This is a genomic window from Shewanella sp. GutDb-MelDb, from assembly GCF_002836075.1.
Taxonomy (GTDB): domain Bacteria; phylum Pseudomonadota; class Gammaproteobacteria; order Enterobacterales; family Shewanellaceae; genus Shewanella.
The window spans coordinates 18,145-38,935 of the sequence record NZ_PJBM01000131.1 but is presented as its reverse complement, the minus strand read 5'-3'; the positions used below and the strand labels follow the sequence as shown (position 1 = coordinate 38,935).

General features: G+C 43.0%; 21 protein-coding genes. 9 read left to right on the top strand and 12 right to left on the bottom strand.

Annotation, left to right across the window (positions count from 1 at the left end):
- The first annotated feature begins 23 nt into the window (after positions 1-23).
- The 3 genes from CXF82_RS04850 to asnB all read left to right on the top strand — a co-directional run bounded on the left by CXF82_RS04850 (position 24) and on the right by asnB (position 5,044).
- Positions 24-770: an HAD-IIA family hydrolase gene (locus tag CXF82_RS04850; RefSeq protein WP_101089676.1), complete on the top strand. Its 747-nt coding sequence runs from the start codon at positions 24-26 to the stop codon at positions 768-770.
- 250 nt (positions 771-1,020) lie between these two features.
- The gene (locus CXF82_RS04845; RefSeq protein ID WP_102043751.1) at positions 1,021-2,661 is read left to right on the top strand and encodes a M28 family metallopeptidase; all 1,641 of its coding nucleotides are present in this window, start codon (positions 1,021-1,023) and stop codon (positions 2,659-2,661) included.
- 718 nt (positions 2,662-3,379) lie between these two features.
- Positions 3,380-5,044 carry an asparagine synthase B gene (gene asnB / locus CXF82_RS04840; RefSeq protein ID WP_101089674.1) on the top strand — a complete coding sequence of 555 codons (1,665 nt, stop codon included), beginning with the start codon at positions 3,380-3,382 and terminating at the stop codon, positions 5,042-5,044.
- A gap of 78 nt (positions 5,045-5,122) precedes the next feature.
- Here asnB and CXF82_RS04835 read toward each other — a convergent pair whose 3' ends face one another.
- The 3 genes from CXF82_RS04835 to CXF82_RS04825 form a co-directional block, all read right to left on the bottom strand.
- Positions 5,123-5,467, bottom strand: coding sequence for a 5-carboxymethyl-2-hydroxymuconate Delta-isomerase (locus CXF82_RS04835; protein WP_101089673.1), 345 nt, complete (start codon positions 5,465-5,467; stop codon positions 5,123-5,125).
- A gap of 31 nt (positions 5,468-5,498) precedes the next feature.
- Positions 5,499-5,849, bottom strand: coding sequence for a VOC family protein (locus CXF82_RS04830; RefSeq protein ID WP_101089672.1), 351 nt, complete (start codon positions 5,847-5,849; stop codon positions 5,499-5,501).
- 328 nt (positions 5,850-6,177) lie between these two features.
- Positions 6,178-6,885, bottom strand: a complete 708-nt coding sequence (locus CXF82_RS04825; RefSeq protein ID WP_101089671.1) for a DUF445 family protein — start codon at positions 6,883-6,885, stop codon at positions 6,178-6,180.
- Between the two features lie 333 nt (positions 6,886-7,218).
- On the opposite strand from CXF82_RS04825, the gene CXF82_RS04820 reads away from it, so the two are divergent.
- Positions 7,219-7,605, top strand: a complete 387-nt coding sequence (locus tag CXF82_RS04820; protein WP_102043750.1) for a VOC family protein — start codon at positions 7,219-7,221, stop codon at positions 7,603-7,605.
- A gap of 17 nt (positions 7,606-7,622) precedes the next feature.
- Here the strand turns inward: CXF82_RS04820 and CXF82_RS04815 are convergent, their stop codons facing one another.
- Positions 7,623-8,621, bottom strand: a complete 999-nt coding sequence (locus tag CXF82_RS04815) for a 2Fe-2S iron-sulfur cluster-binding protein (RefSeq protein WP_102043749.1) — start codon at positions 8,619-8,621, stop codon at positions 7,623-7,625.
- 92 nt (positions 8,622-8,713) lie between these two features.
- Here CXF82_RS04815 and CXF82_RS04810 point away from each other — a divergent pair, with 92 nt between their 5' ends.
- From CXF82_RS04810 to CXF82_RS04800, 3 genes are all read left to right on the top strand, one after another.
- Positions 8,714-11,914, top strand: coding sequence for a DUF748 domain-containing protein (locus CXF82_RS04810; RefSeq protein ID WP_308304377.1), 3,201 nt, complete (start codon positions 8,714-8,716; stop codon positions 11,912-11,914).
- 165 nt (positions 11,915-12,079) lie between these two features.
- Positions 12,080-12,787 carry a Type 1 glutamine amidotransferase-like domain-containing protein gene (locus tag CXF82_RS04805; protein ID WP_257982732.1) on the top strand — a complete coding sequence of 236 codons (708 nt, stop codon included), beginning with the start codon at positions 12,080-12,082 and terminating at the stop codon, positions 12,785-12,787.
- An 89-nt stretch (positions 12,788-12,876) separates the two neighbouring features.
- A complete protein-coding gene (locus CXF82_RS04800; protein ID WP_101089668.1) occupies positions 12,877-13,233 on the top strand; it encodes a glutathione S-transferase N-terminal domain-containing protein in 357 nt (118 codons plus the stop codon).
- Between the two features lie 185 nt (positions 13,234-13,418).
- Here the strand turns inward: CXF82_RS04800 and CXF82_RS04795 are convergent, their stop codons facing one another.
- From CXF82_RS04795 to CXF82_RS04760, 8 genes are all read right to left on the bottom strand, one after another.
- On the bottom strand, positions 13,419-13,934 hold the full coding sequence (locus CXF82_RS04795) for a porin family protein (protein ID WP_180961169.1): 516 nt from the start codon (positions 13,932-13,934) through the stop codon (positions 13,419-13,421).
- A gap of 398 nt (positions 13,935-14,332) precedes the next feature.
- On the bottom strand, positions 14,333-14,719 hold the full coding sequence (locus CXF82_RS04790) for a hypothetical protein (protein ID WP_101089666.1): 387 nt from the start codon (positions 14,717-14,719) through the stop codon (positions 14,333-14,335).
- Positions 14,720-14,835: 116 nt separating this feature from the next.
- A complete protein-coding gene (locus tag CXF82_RS04785; RefSeq protein ID WP_101089665.1) occupies positions 14,836-15,348 on the bottom strand; it encodes a thioredoxin family protein in 513 nt (170 codons plus the stop codon).
- A gap of 92 nt (positions 15,349-15,440) precedes the next feature.
- On the bottom strand, positions 15,441-16,454 hold the full coding sequence (locus CXF82_RS04780) for a DUF1214 domain-containing protein (RefSeq protein ID WP_102043747.1): 1,014 nt from the start codon (positions 16,452-16,454) through the stop codon (positions 15,441-15,443).
- A 530-nt stretch (positions 16,455-16,984) separates the two neighbouring features.
- Positions 16,985-17,389 carry a CBS domain-containing protein gene (locus CXF82_RS04775; RefSeq protein ID WP_101089663.1) on the bottom strand — a complete coding sequence of 135 codons (405 nt, stop codon included), beginning with the start codon at positions 17,387-17,389 and terminating at the stop codon, positions 16,985-16,987.
- Positions 17,386-17,736: a P-II family nitrogen regulator gene (locus CXF82_RS04770; RefSeq protein ID WP_101089662.1), complete on the bottom strand. Its 351-nt coding sequence runs from the start codon at positions 17,734-17,736 to the stop codon at positions 17,386-17,388. Before CXF82_RS04770 ends, CXF82_RS04775 begins: the two co-directional genes overlap by 4 nt.
- The gene (locus CXF82_RS04765) at positions 17,726-18,511 is read right to left on the bottom strand and encodes a DUF1538 domain-containing protein (protein ID WP_101089661.1); all 786 of its coding nucleotides are present in this window, start codon (positions 18,509-18,511) and stop codon (positions 17,726-17,728) included. Before CXF82_RS04765 ends, CXF82_RS04770 begins: the two co-directional genes overlap by 11 nt.
- Complete coding sequence (locus CXF82_RS04760; protein ID WP_101089660.1) at positions 18,511-19,245, bottom strand: DUF1538 domain-containing protein; 735 nt, start codon at positions 19,243-19,245, stop codon at positions 18,511-18,513. Before CXF82_RS04760 ends, CXF82_RS04765 begins: the two co-directional genes overlap by 1 nt.
- Before the next feature lie 312 nt (positions 19,246-19,557).
- Here CXF82_RS04760 and CXF82_RS04755 point away from each other — a divergent pair, with 312 nt between their 5' ends.
- The gene (locus tag CXF82_RS04755; protein ID WP_101089659.1) at positions 19,558-19,965 is read left to right on the top strand and encodes a GFA family protein; all 408 of its coding nucleotides are present in this window, start codon (positions 19,558-19,560) and stop codon (positions 19,963-19,965) included.
- Between the two features lie 388 nt (positions 19,966-20,353).
- Positions 20,354-20,779: a hypothetical protein gene (locus CXF82_RS04750; protein ID WP_101089658.1), complete on the top strand. Its 426-nt coding sequence runs from the start codon at positions 20,354-20,356 to the stop codon at positions 20,777-20,779.
- Positions 20,780-20,791: the final 12 nt, after the last annotated feature.

The window sequence follows — 20,791 nt, the reverse complement described above, 5'->3', positions numbered from 1 at the left end:
TCCTTAGACTCAAAGAGAGACCGATGAAGAATATTATTTGCGATATCGATGGTGTGTTACTGCATGACAATAAATTAATCCCCGGCAGTGATACCTTTATTCATCGAGTATTAGAACAAGGTAATCCTCTGGTTGTGTTGACAAACTACCCCGTCCAAACTGGCAAGGACTTACAAAACAGATTAGGGGCAGCAGGCATTAACATTCCCGAAGAGTGCTTTTACACCTCGGCGATGGCGACAGCTGATTTTCTCAAACATCAAACAGGCACTAAAGCCTTTGTGATTGGCGAAGGTGCGCTGACTCATGAACTATATAAAGCCGGCTTTACCATCACCGATATAAATCCTGATTTTGTCATCGTGGGCGAGACGCGCTCATATAACTGGGAGATGATCCATAAAGCAGCCAAATTTATCAGCGCTGGGGCGCGATTTATTGCCACCAATCCAGACACTCATGGCCCCGCTTTTAGCCCTGCATGTGGTGCTCTTTGCGCACCGATAGAGCGTATTACCGGCAAGATGCCCTTTTATGTAGGTAAGCCAAGCTCATGGATTATCCGCTCAGCACTCAACCATATTGATGGCCATTCTGAAGATACCATTATCATTGGCGATAACATGCGCACCGATATACTCGCGGGTTTTCAAGCTGGACTCGAAACCATATTAGTCACCAGTGGCGTGAGCTCTTTGGAAGATATAGAGAAAGAGCCCTTTAGGCCAAATCATGTCTTTAGCTGCGCTGGTGATATTGACGTGGTTTAAACTAAAACTCCGGATAACGTTAGCGGAAAAAACTGAGTTACCCCTATATCGCCAAGTTCAATGCTATCAAACATGACGATGGTTATTTACTTGGCGATATTAATAACCAAAATGCAATATTAAGTAACACTTTCAAGCCCTCGCCCTCTTGTCATCATGGGCTACTTTCCGCCATTATTGTCACCTAAAGTTCTCAACAAACAACCAAATACAACAAAAAAGTCTAAAACAACAATAATAGGACCTATTAATGCGCACTATACTCCCAGTCTGTGCACTCGCCTTACTCAGCGCGTGCAGCCAACATACGACAGACGTAGTCACCCCAGAAAAAGTCTCTTTTGATGAATCTCGTTTCCGCCAAGATATAAAAGTGCTCGCTTCAGATAAATTTGAAGGACGTGCGCCAACCACCAAGGGCGAACAGCTAACACTGGACTACCTTAGCAAGGCGTTTGCTGAAATGGGCTTAGCTAAACCCAATGGCAAAGATTACCTTCAAGCAGTGCCAATGGTGACCTATACCGCATCTGAGCAGCAGTCTATCCGTTTCGGTGATATGCAATTGCAGCATCGTCAAGATGTGGTTGTAGGCAGCCGTCATGATATCAGTAAGGTTGATATCGCCAATGCGCCGCTAGTCTTTGTTGGTTATGGGATCAACGCTCCAGAGTATCAATGGAACGATTACCAAGATCTTGACATGACGGGCAAAATTGCAGTGATTTTAGTCAATGATCCAGGATTTGCTCTACCAACATCTGGAAAGTTCAACGGTAAAGCAATGACCTACTACGGTCGCTGGACCTATAAGTACGAAGAAGCCAGCCGCCAAGGTGCTCTAGGTGCCATTATCATTCATGATACCGAGCCAGCCTCTTACCCTTGGTCAGTGGTTGAAAACAGTTGGACTGGTGCACAGCAAGATCTTGTTCGTACTCAAGAAGAGCAAGATAAGTGGATTGAAGTTGAAGGTTGGATGACGCTTGATGTCGCCACTCAGTTATTCGAAAAAGCCGGTCTTTCTCTTAGCACTGTGTCGGATCGCGCCGCGAGCAGTGCCATTAACATACCACTTAACCAAACGGCCTCTATCGCGTTCGAGAATAAAGCAGAATACGCCAACAGCTATAATGTGGTTGCTACCCTTGCAGGAAAAAGCCGTCCAGATGAGCAGATCCTATTCACCGCTCACTGGGATCATCTCGGCCTTGACCCAACAAAAGACGGCGATCAGATCTACAACGGTGCACTCGACAATGCCTCTGGCACAGCCGGTATATTAGAAATTGCACGTCAATTTGCCAAGCAAGATAAGAATGGTAACCCACTTGCCCGTTCAGTCACCTTTGTGGCAACAACAGGGGAAGAGCAAGGCTTACTCGGTTCTCGTTATTATGCATCAAATCCGGTATACCCATTGGATAAAACCGTTGCCGTGTTTAACTTAGACAGCACCAACATTTATGGTCGCACTGCAGATTACACCATCGTCGGTAAAGGTAAGTCGGAGTTAGAGAATTATCTGATTACGGCGGTTACAGCACAAAATCGTACTGCAACCAGTGAAAAGCACCCTGAATCGGGTGGATTCTTCCGTTCTGATCATTTCAGTTTTGCAAAGCAAGGCGTACCCGCCGTCTTCGCTGGTGGCGGCAGTGAACCCATTGATGAGGCCACAGCACAGTACAAAACAATGATGAAGCAAAAGATGAAAGGCTGTTATCACAATCTCTGTGACGAGTACCGCGAAGACTGGGACTTAAGTGGCGCGTTAGAAGATTTAGCCATCTACTACCATGCAGCAACAGTATTGGGTAATAATAGCGACTGGCCGGGCTATTTTAACGGCACAGAGTTTCATTCACTCAGACCGGCAAAAGCTGAATAGAATTAATCACAGCCTGAGTCACGACTAATTATGGTAATTAACGCTCGATAGCTATCCGCTTTCGAGCGTTTTTTATACATTTCCTTGTACTTATTGATCAGGGGCTGTTGATCTTTCGAGCTTGTTTTTTGTTCGTCTCTCTCCCGTAAAGAATGATGATTTTAGTACAAGGCTTGAGCGATGATGCTTAGCAGTCTAAGCGAAAAGCGCGTAACCCATTCTAGTCATAAAAGAATAAAAGCATTGAAACGAACCCTAAGGGCCACGCTTCTTGGCTATTTTTACGCTGTTGTAAGCTATTTGTGGAGAATGACTAAACGACATAGCCTCCGCCTTGTTAAAATAGCCAATAAACGGCGGCAAAAACAACCGTGAAAGATCTACAGCCCCTAGTTCGCGACGGTCATTAAACCAAGTTAGTCGAGATTTTGCGCCAGACGTCACTTAATTAACCGAAGCACGCTAATTATTGTCATTATCTGCTGTGCATTATCATATATTGAGTAGAAGCCAGACCACGCACAGCAAAATGAGCATTAGTCAGTAAATAACGCTAATTTTTAAACTTTCTTCATTTTATTAATTAAAAAGCTACATATAATAATGCCTAATAGCGTGTTTTATAGATAAAACATCAAAAACTAATTTGTACTTATTCATTTTCAATGGCAGAGTAATACTCAATTGAGATTAAGACTGACATTTTTTGGAGTGACCTATGTGTTCAATTTTCGCTATTTTAGATATTCAATCTGACGCAGTGCCACTGCGTCAAGTTGCACTTGAAATGTCAAAACTGTTACGCCATCGTGGACCGGACTGGTCTGGAATTTACAGCAGTGATAAGGCTATTCTGGCCCATGAACGTTTAGCCATTGTCGATATTGAACATGGCGCGCAGCCATTACTAAGCCAAGATGAAAGTATTGTTCTGGCAGTAAATGGTGAGATCTATAACCACAAAGAGCTTAAAGCAGAACTTGGCGATAAGTATAGCTACCAAACAAACTCTGACTGTGAAGTCATTCTGGCTTTATACCAGGAATACGGCACTGAGTTTTTAGATAAACTCAACGGTATATTTGCCTTCGTTTTATACGACAAAGCTAAAGATACTTATTTAATCGGTCGCGACCATATGGGCATTATTCCGCTGTATACCGGTCGAGATAGCGAAGGCAACTTTTATGTGGCTTCAGAAATGAAAGCGCTGATGCCTGTATGTAAAACAGTTGAAACCTTTACACCGGGTCACTATCTATCAAGTGAAATAGGCGAGCAGACTCAATACTACCAGCGTGATTGGCGTGATTTTGCCGCGGTTCAAAGCAACCCAGCCAGCAGTGAAGAGGTGCGAGATGCACTCGAAGCTGCCGTTAAACGTCAATTGATGTCTGACGTGCCTTACGGCGTATTACTTTCTGGTGGCTTAGACTCATCAGTCATTTCAGCGATTACCCAGACATTTGCTAAACGACGCATTGAAGATGATGGCGAAACCAGCGCATGGTGGCCACAGTTGCACTCTTTTGCCGTAGGCCTTGCGGGCGCTCCCGATCTGATTGCTGCAAAAAAAGTAGCGGATGCCATTGGTACTATTCACCATGAAATCACCTTTACTTTCCAAGACGGCATCGATGCGATTAAAGATGTGATTTATCATCTTGAAACCTATGATGTGACCACGATTCGTTCCGCAACACCTATGTACCTAATGGCTCGTAAGATTAAAGCCATGGGCATTAAAATGGTGTTATCTGGAGAAGGGGCTGATGAGTTATTTGGTGGCTACCTGTACTTCCATAAAGCCCCCAATGCACAAGCCTTCCATGAAGAATTAGTGCGTAAGCTCGATAAGTTGCACCTGTTTGATTGCTTACGCGCAAACAAAGCCATGGCGGCATGGGGATTAGAAGCGCGCGTCCCTTTCTTAGACAAAGAGTTTATGGACGTAGCAATGCGTATTAACCCAGAAGCTAAAATGTCAAAAGATGGCAAGATTGAAAAGCACATTTTACGTAAGGCGTTTGAGCATAAGTTACCAAAAGAGGTGACTTGGCGCCAAAAGGAACAGTTCAGTGATGGCGTTGGTTACTCTTGGATAGACGGCCTAAAAGAGCATGCGGCAGTTAAAGTTGATGATCTGCAGCTGGCAAATGCAAAATTTAGGTTCCCATACAACACACCTGAAACGAAAGAAGCCTACTTCTATCGCACCTTCTTTGAAGAGTTGTTCCCGCTTGCCAGCGCAGCTGAAACAGTACCCGGTGGAAAGTCGGTAGCATGCTCGACCCCAGAAGCATTGGCGTGGGATGAAAGTCTACAAGGGATCATCGACCCATCAGGACGAGCTGTGCAATCTGTCCACGACAGTGCTTACTAAGCCAAACTGATAATGGTCTCAGTAAAAAGCCACTCGATTGAGTGGCTTTTCTTTGCTTAAGAAAAAGCTAAAAGTGATTTAGTTAATCACTTTTAAATAATGCTGTTTGTTAATGTCGACGATTTCCATAGTAACGCTGCTAACCACATTGGTGATCAGCGAAATAGACTCAAATACCCGTTCAAGCAATAACGCTTTTTGCTCGTCGGTGCGCCCAGGCATAATGGCCATATGAATATGAACAAAGGTATTGGCTTCATCTTCGCCTATTCGAAAATGCTCAACGCCATGAGCGCGGGTTTTAATCGCCTGCGGTTCAAATAAACCGGTATCAATCAAAGCTTGATGTGTGGCTTCAACTAATGCTTCTACCGATATGATGTGCTTTAACGGTTTAGCGTATTCAATGACACAATGTGGCATGTTCAGCCCTTCTTATTTTAAGTTTGCTTTACTATTCAGACCATACAGCAAATTCATTACCATTAGGATCAAGAAAGTGAAACCGACGCCCGCCTGGAAATGAAAAAATGTCCTTACTCACTTGTCCACCAGCCGCGGTCACATTTTGCATTGATAGGCCTAGATCATTTGAATAGAGCACCACTAATGGTGAGCCTTTGCTTAAAGTGAAATTTTGCTTCGAAAGGTAAAATCCACCGGTGATCCCTGCGTTCAAAAAACAGCTATATTCAGGTCCGTAATCAACAAACTCCCAAGCAAACACTTGGCTAAAAAAGTCTTTGGTTGCCTGAATATTACTCACGGGCATTTCCAAATAGTTAATCGTATTATGCTGGCTCATCAGTTGCTCCCTGTAACGAAAAAACTTATATGGCTAAAACCATATCACGTTCAGCCTTAAGGCTATATAGCCAAACGACCTCAAAATGCAGGATTCAGTATGCCGAAAAGTAACTGGGTTCTAGGTCGTTTATTGCCACTTACATTGACCACATTCTCTCCCGGTGTGGTGGTCTTCATGTCATAGCAATACTGGCTATTGCCATTCAGTATTTATTCTTATCAATAAAGAATGCAGAAAAATATAGCTTGGTGTAAAAAACAGGCCACAAAAAAGGGAGCCTAAGCTCCCTTTCATAATCTATGACTTGCCATCAACCCAAGTTAAATTAACTTTGAAGCAACGCTGCAGCTAAGCCGATTAAACCACCGAAAATACCGCCCCAAACAACGAGCCAACCTAGGTGCTTCTTAATCATATCTTGCACTATCTCTTTTACGAGTTGAGGTGTTAACTCATTTAAACGCTGCGTGACAATCTCTTCGACTTTAACGCGCATGTCATCAATCATGTTGCTCTGCTCTAGCTCAGCTTTTAATAATTCATAAAACTGGTCTGATTGTGATATATCACTCAGCGACGCTTTCATTTTTTCAATAAATGGCTCACGCAGTGGTTGTATTGCCTCCGTCCCGCCAAACATCGCTAACATTCCCCCGAATGAAGACTGTGAAATAGTGCTAACCAGTGCGTCAAATGCAGGCGAAAGATCGAGTTTTTCAATGACGGGTGCCAAATTTATGTGCTTCTCAGCATCGCCTTGCTGTGACAAAAATCGTTCAATATTTTCTTCGGTAAAAAACTGCTTCATCATTAGATGAGAGATACCCTCTTTAAACTCTTCAAAACGCGAAGGCACCACGCCAGAACCATAAAGGCCAGGCACTTTCTCAAAAAGCATATAAACAGCAAGCCAGTTAGTCACCGCACCAGACAATGCAAACAGCCCTACCGTCAATAAAATAGGCGAAGCTAGAAGGTAGCCGGCGAGCACTGCTATCGCAGCGATTAAATTGGTAACAACACTTTTATTCAAGCTAATTCCCCATGAGCATGATTGAAAACGGGCTATGTTACCTCCCGTTAAAGACACTAAGCAACACAATAATGTGTTCGTTACTCCAATTCGCGGCAGACAACGCAGAGTAAGCCATTGTTGGATAGCATGGTCTTGGATTGACTTGCTTCATTCATCAGTCTCTTTAGAAGGTAAGATTACCGATATCGCTCAATGACAGTGAGCTGCCACCTTCTAGGAGGCTAATAGGGACTATAAACCGCAGTGAAATAGCCGCCACCTCGGTTTATTTCCCCCTTACGGCAATGTTGAGGCTACACTTATTTCAGCAATACCTATCAAGGAACACTGATGATCCCCACATCAAACAGTTCAGGCTCATTGAGTTGGCATGAATTAACCGCCAGCAGCAGTAAAGAAGCAATGGTATTTTATAGTCAAGTCTTTGGTTGGCAATTTAAGACCATTGTTGTTGCCGATGCGCCTTACCATATCATTATCAATAATGGCGTCGATATCGGCGGCATAGCGCAAAGCCCTGCACCGGCAATGCCAAGTAATTGGACTGGTTATATCACAGTGAAAAATGTCGATGAGGTCGCTGACAAAGCCCATGAACTCGGCGCAAATATTTTATTTGGCCCAGAAGATATTATTGGTATTGGGCGTTTTTGTTGGTTAAAAGACCCACAAGGGGCCATTATCGCCGCTATTAGCTACATTGATGCCGATAAATGATCAACACCAGATTCAAATCAAGCTCGTTTAACCGTGCGTAAATCTTTATATTCAAATGGTAATACGTGAATTTTTGCGTATTCAAATCCATCTAAAAATGCTTGCTGCTGCGCTTTAACCACGGCTTCAGGTTCCCCGCAAAGAAACACTCTGTTATGACGATTAATGGGGTGCTCCTTGGCAGCAAGCTCAAAGGGTTGTATTTGCAGGCAACGTTTATCAACCAAATCAACCGGGGCCGTAGCGGTAATACATGCACGATAGTGGACATTCTTGTGCGCCAACATCAAAGATAAGCATTTTTTATGCAGGTAAAGTTCCTCTACTGTGCGAGCACCATGATAGAGATAGATATCAGCTTGATGCGACATGTCTAGTGCCTGCTCAACAATGCCCATCACGGCTCCGATACCTGCGCCATGGCCGATTAAGATAAGCTTATCCTGATGATATTCCGCTTTATAAATACATTGGCCTAAAGGCCCTTGAATGAGGAGTTGCTCACCGATACTGGCGGTACTAAATAGCCAGCCGCTAAATTGACCGTTATATTTTCGGGTAATATGCAGCTCGATAACATTGTCGTCAAACACCTTAGCAATGGCGTAACTGCGTGTCAGTCCATCAAATCGTCTGAGATTGATATATTGCCCAGCATAACAATCAAGGTTTTCAGACAATTTAATCACCACTTTCATCACACTTTCGGTCATGAAAATGCGCTCAACCAATTGCGCAGACACAAACAAATCTTGCTCAATCACAGTTTTGAGTTTGAGTCCTTCTGTGGGTTGGCACTGACAAGTACAAAGGTAATGATTGGCTTTGAGCCGAGCACTTAAGCCACGTTGCGAACCAGGGGACAGTTCTCCCCCCACATGCTGCACCAAGCACGTTTTACAAGCGCCTTTTTTACAGGAATAGTTTATTGAGTTACCACTACGTATTAGGGTCTCTAGTACTGATTCATCTTCTGCGGAATCAAAAGCTTGGCCATCTAAAAAGAAAGTTGTCATTGGCGAACGTTTATTCTCAATTAATAATGAAAAATATTATGATCTCTGGCGCACTTCCTTAATAATGTAGCTAAAATTATGGAAGCCCACTTTTGCTTTGTAACGGTCTTGTGGCTAATCAGCACAAACCGAGTACCAACCATCAGCAGCAGAAACCAGTGCTCATTCATCTAAACGAAGTTAAGGTCAGTATGTCTATTGCCTCAAAAACACTCATTGGATTTAGAGATAAATACCGCCAACGACCACGCTACCAGCGCCTGCTCGCGATCGCGGTTACCCTTTATCTTATTTTTACCGCTATTTTAGGGTTATTAATACCCTATATTGCCGTTAAACAAGTGCCGAAGCAATTATCAAATATGCTACAGCGCACCGTTACATTAAGCGATGTCAGCATAAACCCTTTCACTTTGAAAGTGGCTATCGATCAATTTCAAATACAAGAGGCTAAGACTAACCTAAACAGCAATGAATTTGTTGGATTTGAACAGCTTACTTTTGAATTTCGTTTTTGGCATTCTATTTTCAATGCCGCTTTTAGCATTGCCGATGTCACACTATTAAAACCTTCTATTCGTGTTGAACGACTCAAAGCTGATAACGCTCTGACATTCAACTTCAGTGATATTATCGATACTCTGGCACAAAATAGCGCATCAACCCCAGAGCCGACGTCAGCACCATCGACCGGCCTGCCACACTTTATGGTCAAGAACTTGGCTATCGTTAATGCTAACTTGCGCTTTATCGACAACATCACACAAGGGCAGCTACTCTACCCGCAAGTAAATCTAAATATTAAGTCCTTTGATTCTCAAAATGCCCTTTCCGCGGTAATGCAAAATAAAGAGGGTGAGAAGAGCAATCACTATGCAATCCATCTTGTAGGCAATAACGGCGGAGAAATTACGACGCAGGGTATTGTTCAATTAGAACCGCTATCCATTGTCGGTGATATTCAATTAACGAATATCCAACTGCCGCAGTTTTGGTCATTTGTTGATAAACTATTTATAGCCAACCTAGCCACCGGTAAACTCAGTGTCGATAGCCAATATCGCCTTGAGGAAAAGAGTGACTACTTTCAAGTTACGGCTAACAATGGCGTGGTGAAGCTCGAAGATATTACCCTCAAAAATAGCAATGACATCGTTGCAAGCTTGCCCATTTTTGCAGTTGAAGGTATTAACTTTGATTTACATGAGCAAAAAGTAACCGTCGATAAGATACGCTCTCAAGGCTTGCTTGTTAACACCACGCTCGACAAAAAAGGCAGCAACCTACAAAGACTATTACAGCCAAAACTCGCAGAAATATCAACGGCGACGAAGCAGCAAACAACACCAACTAATATCGATAACACCACAGAGAGCTTGCCTTGGAAAGCGGTTTTAAATGGCGTTGAGCTAGAGAATTACCAGGTTAATCTTACCGAGAAAATAGTCACCCAAGGAACGCTTTGGCAGATCACTGACATCAAGTTACTCACCGAAAAAATTAATGCCGATCTATCAACGCCTATCGACTACCAACTCTCGCTTAATATTAATCAACAAGGTTCACTTTCATCAACGGGTAGTATTGATATTCGACAGCAAAAATCGATTAATCAATTAACACTGTCAAAGCTAAGCTTAAATCAGTTCCAGAACTATCTTAGCCCTTACCTCAATATTGATTTAAAACAGGGCAAACTCTCTACCCAAGGGACGCTAGCGTTAAACAATGAAGCAGAGCAACTTAGTTATAATGGTGCGATCAACATTAACGATCTGCTCGTTAAAGATACCGTGCAAAAAAAGACACTGCTAAAATGGAAAAGTGTCGATATAAATCAATTTGGCTTCGATAAAGCCGCCAATAGCATTGAAATTGATCATATAGCACTAAAGCAGCCCTATGGCCGTATCATTATCGCTGAAGATAAAAGCACCAACTTTGGCGAATTAATGGTGAGCAACAATAACCAAGTGGCTGCGAGTGATGAGTCAAAAGAGGCGCAAGCAGAACAAAAAACATCAGCACCGATAACGAGCACAAATAGCGATGAAACGCCCACTGCTATGGCGATTAGCATTAACAAAATTAGTATTGAAGACGGCTCTACTTTCTTCGCTGATAGCTCACTAACGCCTAATTTTGCCGCCAGCATCGAACAACTTAATGGGGAGATCACTAAGTTATCATCATCGAGTGAACAGGCTGCATCAGTTGACATAAAGGGTAAAATTGATCGCTATGCCCCCGTCACCTTAAAAGGCGATATCAACCCATTACTTGAACAACCTTTTTTAGATTTAGCACTCGGTTTCAAACATGTAGAGCTCACCTCCGTAAACCCATATTCGGGCACTTACGCAGGTTACTATATTGATAAAGGCCAATTATCGTTAGATCTTAATTACCGCCTCGAGAACAATCAATTAGTAGGTGACAACCACTTAGTGGTCGATCAACTTCAACTGGGTAAACCAAGTGACAGTAGTCTCGCGACAACGCTGCCTGTCACACTGGCAATTGCCCTATTGCAAGATAGGCATGGCGTTATTGATTTAGGCTTGCAAGTATCCGGTGATTTAGACGAGCCAAGTTTCAGTATCGGCAGTATTGTGATGACCGCATTTACTAACATCATCACTAAAGCCGTTACCGCGCCCTTTTCGCTTCTAGCTGGCTTATTAGGTGGCGAGGACGATGAACTCGATAAAGTGAACTTCGCTGCTGGTACCGCTGATCTCGACGAACAGGCCAAAAAGACCTTAGCCATGCTCGCCAAAGGCTTAGCCGATAGACCCATGCTAAAACTGAATGTTGAAGGCGCCGTTAATGTTGCTGAAGACAACCGTGCATTGGCCGAAGCACAATTGCGACAAAAACTAGCCCAGCTAGCTCAATTAGAAATCGAACAGATGCCAGCGGATTTAACCGCCAGTACCTACCCAACATCAGGCGCTTTATCTGATGCACTTAAATTACTTTATGAGACTGAAATTGCCAGTCCAGCCATTGATGTAAAAAAAGCTATAGAAGCCGATCATCAAGGCGATAATGCACTTACGGCTGAAGACTTGGCTATCCGTTGGCATATTGCGTTATACAATTTCAGCCTCGGTGACCAGCGGATCTCCAATGATGCATTAGGTGACTTGGCACAGCAACGAGCCAGCGCAGTGAAGAACTTCTTAGCAGACAATAAAACCGTGGCACCAGAAAGAGTCTTTTTGCTCGATAGCAAAGTCAATTTAAATACGGGCGCCAGCCAAGCGTTACTGACATTAACGGCGAACTAAAACGGCTGTAGATTTAAGCACATCCCACACGATATAAGGCACCTTAACTTAGGTGCCTTTTTATTACGTTTATTTAGTTAACACACCGCTAAACCTCGGCTTAATCGACTCACTCCCATAGATAACCCTTTCTTAATTTATTTCGCTAAGGTAATGTTTTAAGCTGTGTTTAATGCTGTGTTTAATGCAGTGATTTTTAATAGCACTTTATTTGAATGTCGCTTTAATGGAATCGTTATCATCAATCTCGCCCTTATCAGCCAGCCCACAGCGGCCAATGCACAATTAGCCATCAGTAAGCTCCTCTCGATACTAAAGACTACTACGCCGAAAATTGGTTATATCGCTTCAGCGCCGGATCCACAACGGGAATATTTCAGACAAACCCAACAAATCTACTCAGCCCTTAACGCTGAGATGGATGTTTATTTGGAACTTGAATCCGAGTTTTCCCAGCAAGCGCTTGATGCACTATTAACTTGTGACCTGATCCATCTTTCAGGCGGCGATACCCAGCGATTTTTACTGGCGATAAAACAGCGGCAGCTCATTGCACCTCTCACAAAATTTGCAATGAATGGCGGCGCAATAGTGGGGGTAAGCGCAGGCGCTATGTTGTTAACGCCCTCAATCGACAGCGCAGTACTTTGTGGTGATCACATTACAGCGTCACCAGAAGCACTGAGTGCATTAAACCTCGTTCCTTTCCAATTCGTGCCGCATTTTGAAACCACTCAATTGAGTGATGACTCATTTAACCAACAGCTTAACTCACTCAACCAATCAGTTTACTTGTGTGGTGACAATGACGCACTATTACTGACTGGCAATAAATTAACACTCTATGGCTCACCTCAGCTGGTTAAAAAATAGTGTTATACCAACGATTTCTAATCAAGGCTGTTATCCCTGTATCGCATGGGGTAAAATCCCCGCGAATCAAAACACATTAAGGGCAGTAAATGTTTGTTATTCGTTGGGTGCTAGGCCGGATCATTTTGTTTTTTAACTTTATTTTTACTCCAAAAAAGCTCAAGCGTCCTATCGCTGAACAGCAAAAAGTGGATGATGCCACTAAAAGCATGACCATCTACGAGTACAAAGCTTGTCCTTTCTGTGTGAAAGTGCGTCGCTCATTGCGCCGTCAAGGTCTTAACATTGTGACCCTTGATGCGAAGCAAGAACCACATAAAAGCACTTTGCTTACCGAAGGTGGTAAGTTGCAGGTACCTTGCATGAAAGTTGAAGAAGCTGGCCAAGCCACTTGGATGTATGAGTCATCAGAGATCATCGGCTTCTTAGATAAGAAATTTGCTTAAGCAGCAAATTATTGAACACAGCAAAAGGCAGCATTAATATGCTGCCTTTTTTGTCTAAGTAATATGACTTTTTAGCTATAGCTGCTCATCTTTACTTCAAACTGTCTTTCTCATTTTCGCTTATGAAATAGGGCGGATAACCACACCCGGTGGGAGTAGTAGGCATGGCTACCCTAAATTAGTGATTAAAATTTATAATCAACACCCAGCATAACGGCATCAAGCTTATAGGCGTCATGTGATGAAATGCGTGTAGCTTCAAGGCTCACACCAAGGCTATCGGTAATAGAATATCTAACACCGGCACCAAAACTAGCGCTACTCTCAGAACTATTTTTATCATCCAATATCATTCCTGGTAAATTTGCAGAAGTCGCACCTGCTAAACCATATACTGTGAATGACTCACTTACAGGAAGTTGTGCTTTGGCATAAACAGACGTAAAGCTATTCAGTTCGATATCAGAAGAACTTGAATTGACACCACCGTAACGGACTTCAGCACCGAAATAATCATTAAAATCATAACCAGCCTTGATAGAACCTACGTTTGTAGTTGTTGCTTTATCCATGAGCTGGTTACTCTGTTGACCAGAACCTGCATTCGCCCCTAAATAAAAGCCTGTTGCATTCGCTGCCATTGGCGCTACAAGTGATACTGCTAAAGTCGTTGCTAAAGCGAAAAGTTTCATGTTTTTCATCGTCATTTCCTAATTAGTAAAGTTATTTTCAATCCAAGGTTCTCCTTGGTTGAGGTAATAATCTCATCGTTTAGAAAATATCATGAGTTAGAATCTATAGAGTAATCGAATACGTTGTCGTTAATAGGAGCAGAGGCACCCACTAATACTATGGGTGATCTATTGAAGTTAAGCGTGGAGATTGGGCGGCTCTGCTCATTAGTCCCATAGGAAAGTGGCAAGTGGCAAGTGGGTCATTATGATGCTGGGAGCCTCATTGACCACGGCATTCCTGAACCCATTCACATGAGACGCACAGCTTTTTTGCTCGACTCTTTTTATTAGAAAATGGCCGAGGTGCCACGATGTTGGCCAAGCATAGCTTGATTAAATTCAATAATCCGAACTTGTGCAACTTGTTATACACAGTCCCACTCCGCAAAGTCTCGACTTAATATTTGTGTCTCCGATAGCTTCGACTTATTACTAGGCATAAAGGTGTCTCTAGCCCCTGCACCTAAAGCAGCCTCACGAAATGCTCGAATTTCTACATTTGTATAGCCACCCTCTACAGACTCTAGGAGATGCACAACAGCAATAGGGGCTTGAAGCAAAAAGCGTCGCGGAGCTAGTTCTTTAGCAATACTTTTAAAGCAATCTTCAATTTCCATGAAGTTACCCATAAGGGTCCGAGGATGATTAAGGGCACTACAAGCCCTCGTTATGGATTTACCATCTTCAAGCGAAGTGACAGTAACTTCGCCTTTTTTGACTTGATAATACAAATGACGTTTAATCCAAAACACGAATAGTCCCTCTAAGTGTATAACGGCTGTTAACAGGCAGAATTTAGCTGGCAAAATAGCGACAAAGGAGCAAAACCCAACTGTATTTTGTCCTAATTAGCAGCTTGCTAGTTATTTTATTTAATCAACCCTACTAGCTGACTCTTTGTTAATGAACCACTTTTTCTAATTGTCTCATCGCCATTTCTAAATACTATGACTGTTGGTAAGCCTCTTACTGCGTATAACTTGCTTAGGGTTGAGTTTAATGACACATCGACTTTAACAACGCACACTTTCCCTGCATATTCTTGTGCTAACTTACTAATAGTATTATCCATTAGTAGGCAAGGTCCGCACCACTCAGCCCAAAAATCTACTAACACCGTACCTTGTTGAGAGACTATTTTTTGAAGCTCATCGTCAGAAGTTATATTAATTGGATCTCCTAAAGCTAATTCTTTTTTATTGAGCTTTTTGGATATAGCAGAAATTGGCCATTTACCTATTGCTATAAAATTAGTAATAATCAAGGCTAAAAGAAGCACTATCCAGCCTAATACCTTAACCGGAAATAACAAGGTTGAAGAGTTCTCAATGAAATTCTCTATGCTATTTAGTTTACCTGTTATTTGATTGCCGAGACTCAACTGATATTCCTTATAGTGCTAACGCCGCGTTCACCGGCTAATCCGGTGCAACGCTTTGTAATGTGCTGCTTTGGCAGCCTTATATTTCAAGTCTATTTCACTGGTGTCGGATCAGGGAATTTCCAGCTGCCATCTATAACAGCTTCTTTGGGTTGATACATACGCACGATGTAGTTCCAGCCATCAGTCACTGGAATACAGTTAATGCGACCATCCTCACAACCGCCGAAGTGAACAGTGGCTCCACCATCTTTATTTGGTTTTGCAGTTAAGTTGTTAAGCGAGTTGATGCCCAGCTCGTTTTTTTCCATAAATCCCTTGGCATTGTAAACCGTGATGGAGGCAAACCCGTCAACGGGTACATCTTTAATAGTCAAAGCATAATTAGTTTTACCATCATTTTGTTCAGGAACCACATTGACATAAATGGCATCTTTTTTAGGGTTTCCCCCCCACCCCATTGCCGTTCCCATTAGATGGTGAATTGGGTTAAGTTTTGATTTATCGCCCAGCATTCCTGAAGTATCACTTAACGTAGCGGCTAATACATTAATAGCGTCTCTAACTTTAGTCAGAGACGCTTCATCCCATTCTGGAATATCAAGTGAACCAGCGTTTTCCTGCTTAACCGTTATCTGATCCTGAATCGCATTTGCCAGTTTGATGTCATTTTCATCATTGGCATTAACAAGGGTTCGAAATACGACCGTTAGATAACGTGTACCAATTTCTTTTTGTGTAAAAGTATACGAACCAGCTTTATAAATAGCAGCAGGGATAGAATGGTCCTGGTTAACTAGCATCAATGACTGCCAACGGTCAGTTTTTGGTTTAGTGATCGTGACCGGTGTTGTTAAATCAAAAATCCCAATAGAATAGAGGGTATCTTGATTCATCCGAATAACATCTTGTTTATCTAAGGGTGTCGGCTGACGTATATGGAACATTTTACCGAATCCGCCAGCAGCTTCGTAGCGCTTCATTGTCATGTCGGTCTCAGCTCGGACAAAATTATCGACAGTCACAGTTTCACTTGCACACACGTTTGTAACTGAGCTAAAAACACCCGCAGCTAATGTACCAAAAATCCAACTTTTAATTCTCATTGTAATACCTATATTAGTTGTTTTTTAATGTTAACAAACTAAATTACAATCCCCGTAAAAGCGCGGATAAATTCAGGATGTGGCACATAACATGTGCATAAACGCTTGCGCGTTTATCAGGTTCAGCCAGTCAAAACGTGTATCAATAACCATCTAATTTATAACTGTTTTTAACGTTCATTCCAAATACAGTTTCTGGTAAAACGAGAATAGAGGATTAACTTGCCTCGTATCTGCTGCAAAGCGCGCATGCACGCTTTTAGTGACTTGAATTTACGCTGCTTTTATTTGTACTCAATAGCAACTCGAGCACTGAACCCGCATAATTTTATGCGATATTCGAAAAAACCTAATAATACTGTATAGCACAACATGCCGGCGCCAGCTCGTTTTAGAGAGAAGTGAGTGACCTTTGGGCTTATGTGGTTCCAATGACCAGTGATCAGCGTATGTGCAGATACTCCTGAGGCTCGCTGTAAACTCACCGAAACGTCCATTTTTCGACGGTTTCAGCCGCAACATAACCGTAATTACCCTCTGTTAATCATCCCTTTCAGCACGATATCGTGGTAACTCACGAGTCCGACAATTTTACCCTGTTCTACCACTGGTGCTTTAGTAATACCGAAGCGATCAAATAAGCGAGCGCAATAGCGAACGTCCATATTACCGTTAACAGCCAGTACCGGTTTTACCATGATTTCGTAGATATTAACCCGTTCAGGCGCCTTATCTTTCGCGAGTACCTTTTTGGCGATATCACTCATCAACACCATGCCATATTCGTCGTCATCGTAGCGCTTATTAACGAACAACACATTCACCTTATGTGATACGGCTTGCTCAATGGCCTCTGCAACGGTTTGTAACCCATCTACCATCGCATAATCTTGGCACATCACATCATGGTTTCTTACTGGGGTTGGTTTATTCATATCTGGTCCTCAATATCATGGCTCAATTGTTGTACTTGGTGCGCAACACCAACGGCATCTTCTACATCAATTTGAATAGCGATGCCTTTTCCGGAGTCGTTATCAAAACCTCCAACTTTATTGACTGTTTCTAGAATTGCTCGGCTAAGGTGCTCTTCCACCAGCAACAACACCACATCGCGCTGAATATCGAGTGACAAGCCCATAAAGGTTTTTTGCTTCTTGAGCCCTTCGCCACGAGCATGATTAATCACAGTAGCACCGGTGGCGCCTTTGCTTCTTGCTGCATCAAGTATGTCGTCGGTACAGGCATCGTCAATAAAGACAATAATGAGTTTAAAGCGCATTATTTCGCTCCTTTTGAGCTCTATTTTTGTATTCAACCAGTTGGGCATAAGCCATCACGCTGATTATCGGAAATAAGCTGGCAAAAGCAATTAAGCCAAAACCATCAATCAGCGGGTTACGACCATCGACGTTGGTCGCTAGCCCTAACCCCAGTGCAGCCACCAGAGGCACGGTAACGGTGGAGGTTGTTACGCCGCCAGAGTCATACGCCAGTGGCACAATCATTTTTGGAGCGTAAAAAGTCTGGATCACCACGATAATATAGCCTCCTAAGATATAGTAGTGAATGGGATCGCCAACCACAATTCGAAAGCAACCAAGGCTGATCCCAAAGGCGACACCAATGGCTACGGAGATCCGTAACCCCTGAATACTAATAGTGCCGCCAGAGACTTCATTGGCTTTAATGGCCACCGCAATGAGCGAGGGCTCAGCAATCGTGGTACTAAAACCAATGGCTGCAGCAAAGATATAAACCCAGTAGTAATCTTGCCATGCGTTGATGGTAATAGAGGGGTCGTCGGCATGGATGAACGCGGGTGAGGTCAGTTGTTCTGCCATTGCCTCGCCGATGGGAAATAGCGCCAGTTCTAAACCGACTAAGAAAAAGCTCAAGCCTAGAATAACGTAAACGAAACCCGCGGCGACTTTGCGCCAGTTGGCAATAGGACGTTTTAACACCCCCAGCTGGAAGCCAAATAGAATAATTGCGATGGGCACGACATCACGCGCGGTTAACATCAAGGTGTTAAGTACCTTTAACAGCATCTCCATTACAGCACCACCATTCCGTAAATAAGTACGAATATCATCGGCATTAAACTGGCGAAAGCGATTAAACCGAAGCCATCTAACATCGGGTTGCGCCCTTTAATGACACTGGCTAACCCAACGCCGAGCGCGGTAACTAAGGGCACTGTGATGGTTGAGGTGGTCACGCCGCCAGAATCATAGGCGATGCCAATAATGCTCTCTGGTGCAAATGAGGTCAGCAGCATCACCAAGATATAGCCAGCAATAATAATGTAATGAATTGGCCAGCCTTTTAAAATTCGCACCACGCCTAATAGGATTGCAAGCCCCACCGATAAAGCGACGGTGAGTCTAAGCCCCATAGCATAACTGTCCATTGAAGCTTCACTCTTAACAATGGCGCCTGCCTCTGCGGCAACCTCAGCTGCTTCATTAGCGACCGCGGTTAAGGCGGGTTCGGCCAGTGTGGTACCAAACCCTAGCGAAAATGAGAACACTACCAGCCAAAATACGCTGCCCTTTCTCGCCAATGCTTGCGCTAGAGACTCACCTATCGGAAACAGCCCCATTTCAAGGCCAAACACAAAAAAAGTTAATCCAACAACGATGAAAATAAGACCGATTAGAATAGAGAACAGATTATCTGGCGCTTGATGCAACACAAATATCTCAAAAAAACTGACCACCAAAATGATTGGGATAAGATCTTTAAAGCTATTTAGCATTGCTTTTAACAACTGAAGAATTGAAGCCATACTCACTCCTTTGGGGCTACAACTTCAGTCTGCCAAAACCGTCACAAAGCACAACAAATGATTAACATTATTGTCAGTATATGTGAGCCAAGTCATGGTGTTAACTACCACGGGGTGGGTTACATCACCACAAAAGTACGCTAGGGGGAGTTTAACGCCGCGCTAACAGATGAGAGTGACTATTATTAGCAATCTTTATTGCGTTCTAACGTACACTCTACTCGCTGAAGGCACCTGTATATGACAAAGATAATAAATCAGGATATGGTGAAATCACTCACACTTATAAAACTAATAGTCAGGGGGAGATTGATGACAATAGCAGGTTTACAACAAGGCGGTTGCCTTTGCGGCGCAATACGATATCAGTTAACGGCAACACCATTTTCCGCTGATTTTTGCCATTGTCGTCAATGCCAAAAGAGCACGGGTTCTGTATTAGGTGCGTGGATGGACTTTAATATCGATGAGGTGAGCTGGTTAGTGGGTTCGGTAACCGAATTTACATCATCAGAGTTTGTAAGGCGGGGTTTTTGTCATCATTGTGGTTCGCAATTAACCTTTAGAGATACTCGTCATCCCAGCTATCTAACATTGTCTATCGTATCACTGGATGAACCAAATGCTGTTCAGCCCAGCTACCATATTCACACTGACAGCCAGCTAAAGTGGTTAGCCTTAAATGACACTTGCGTTAGATACCCTCAATCGAGAAGCTAAACGAGCCCCCTCACTAAAGGCCGTTATTGCATGCCCAAATACATTTTTCCAGTCGTCAGTGATGATGCATCACACAGCCAATGGTGTTGGTATATAACAAATATAGTGTTGCCTATACACCAACCAAACATCTGTAGAAGTATCACCAACTCTATAAATTGTACCCAGATGTGGACACTGACGTTGATAAACCATCGAGTATTGATTGCAAACGTGACAATTAACACTGCTGACAAGTGTAGTAAGATACACCGTCATCAGTAAATACCGCCTCCAAGCCCTCTAATACAAAAGTAGCCTAATGTAAAAACAGCTAAAGCCCCTGCTAACTTGCTTAAATATACGTTATGCTGACCAATAGAAACCAATTATTAACATAAAAACAATAATGAAAAAATACCCTCTACTGTTAATTTTATTACTTTCAGCCTGCAGCTTTACTAGCGAAATAGTGCCGGAAGAGTTCGCAGGTCAACTCACTGATTCATTTAAAACAGATATCAAAAGTAATGGCTTAAAACTATTCACCTATCGCGCTAAGCTCGTTCAAGATAATAATGCTCAGCAAGCTCCTCTGCCTCATGAACAGCGAGCATCACAAAAGAAACGCGCTAAAAAACGTTATCAAGGACCGGATTTAACGGCCTGGACTCAGAAAATTGAACACGGTCTTGGCCAGACAATTGAGATGACCGGATATTGCAGAGAAGGTTATATCGAGATCAGCCGTTCCATTCAGTATGACCGTGGCAGTATTCGAGGCGAATGCAAAGAAGGGGCCACAGAGAAGGATATCGCCAGATTTGATTCTTAACACAGCGATAAC

Coding starts and splice junctions, on each gene's coding strand:
- CXF82_RS04850 (WP_101089676.1), top strand. CDS start 24: ATGAAGAATATTATTTGCGATATCGATGGTGTGTTACTGCATGACAAT.
- CXF82_RS04845 (WP_102043751.1), top strand. CDS start 1,021: ATGCGCACTATACTCCCAGTCTGTGCACTCGCCTTACTCAGCGCGTGC.
- asnB (WP_101089674.1), top strand. CDS start 3,380: ATGTGTTCAATTTTCGCTATTTTAGATATTCAATCTGACGCAGTGCCA.
- CXF82_RS04835 (WP_101089673.1), bottom strand. CDS start 5,467: ATGCCACATTGTGTCATTGAATACGCTAAACCGTTAAAGCACATCATA.
- CXF82_RS04830 (WP_101089672.1), bottom strand. CDS start 5,849: ATGAGCCAGCATAATACGATTAACTATTTGGAAATGCCCGTGAGTAAT.
- CXF82_RS04820 (WP_102043750.1), top strand. CDS start 7,219: ATGATCCCCACATCAAACAGTTCAGGCTCATTGAGTTGGCATGAATTA.
- CXF82_RS04815 (WP_102043749.1), bottom strand. CDS start 8,621: ATGACAACTTTCTTTTTAGATGGCCAAGCTTTTGATTCCGCAGAAGAT.
- CXF82_RS04800 (WP_101089668.1), top strand. CDS start 12,877: ATGTTTGTTATTCGTTGGGTGCTAGGCCGGATCATTTTGTTTTTTAAC.
- CXF82_RS04795 (WP_180961169.1), bottom strand. CDS start 13,934: ATGAAAAACATGAAACTTTTCGCTTTAGCAACGACTTTAGCAGTATCA.
- CXF82_RS04780 (WP_102043747.1), bottom strand. CDS start 16,454: ATGAGAATTAAAAGTTGGATTTTTGGTACATTAGCTGCGGGTGTTTTT.
- CXF82_RS04775 (WP_101089663.1), bottom strand. CDS start 17,389: ATGAATAAACCAACCCCAGTAAGAAACCATGATGTGATGTGCCAAGAT.
- CXF82_RS04770 (WP_101089662.1), bottom strand. CDS start 17,736: ATGCGCTTTAAACTCATTATTGTCTTTATTGACGATGCCTGTACCGAC.
- CXF82_RS04765 (WP_101089661.1), bottom strand. CDS start 18,511: ATGGAGATGCTGTTAAAGGTACTTAACACCTTGATGTTAACCGCGCGT.
- CXF82_RS04760 (WP_101089660.1), bottom strand. CDS start 19,245: ATGGCTTCAATTCTTCAGTTGTTAAAAGCAATGCTAAATAGCTTTAAA.
- CXF82_RS04755 (WP_101089659.1), top strand. CDS start 19,558: ATGACAATAGCAGGTTTACAACAAGGCGGTTGCCTTTGCGGCGCAATA.
- CXF82_RS04750 (WP_101089658.1), top strand. CDS start 20,354: ATGAAAAAATACCCTCTACTGTTAATTTTATTACTTTCAGCCTGCAGC.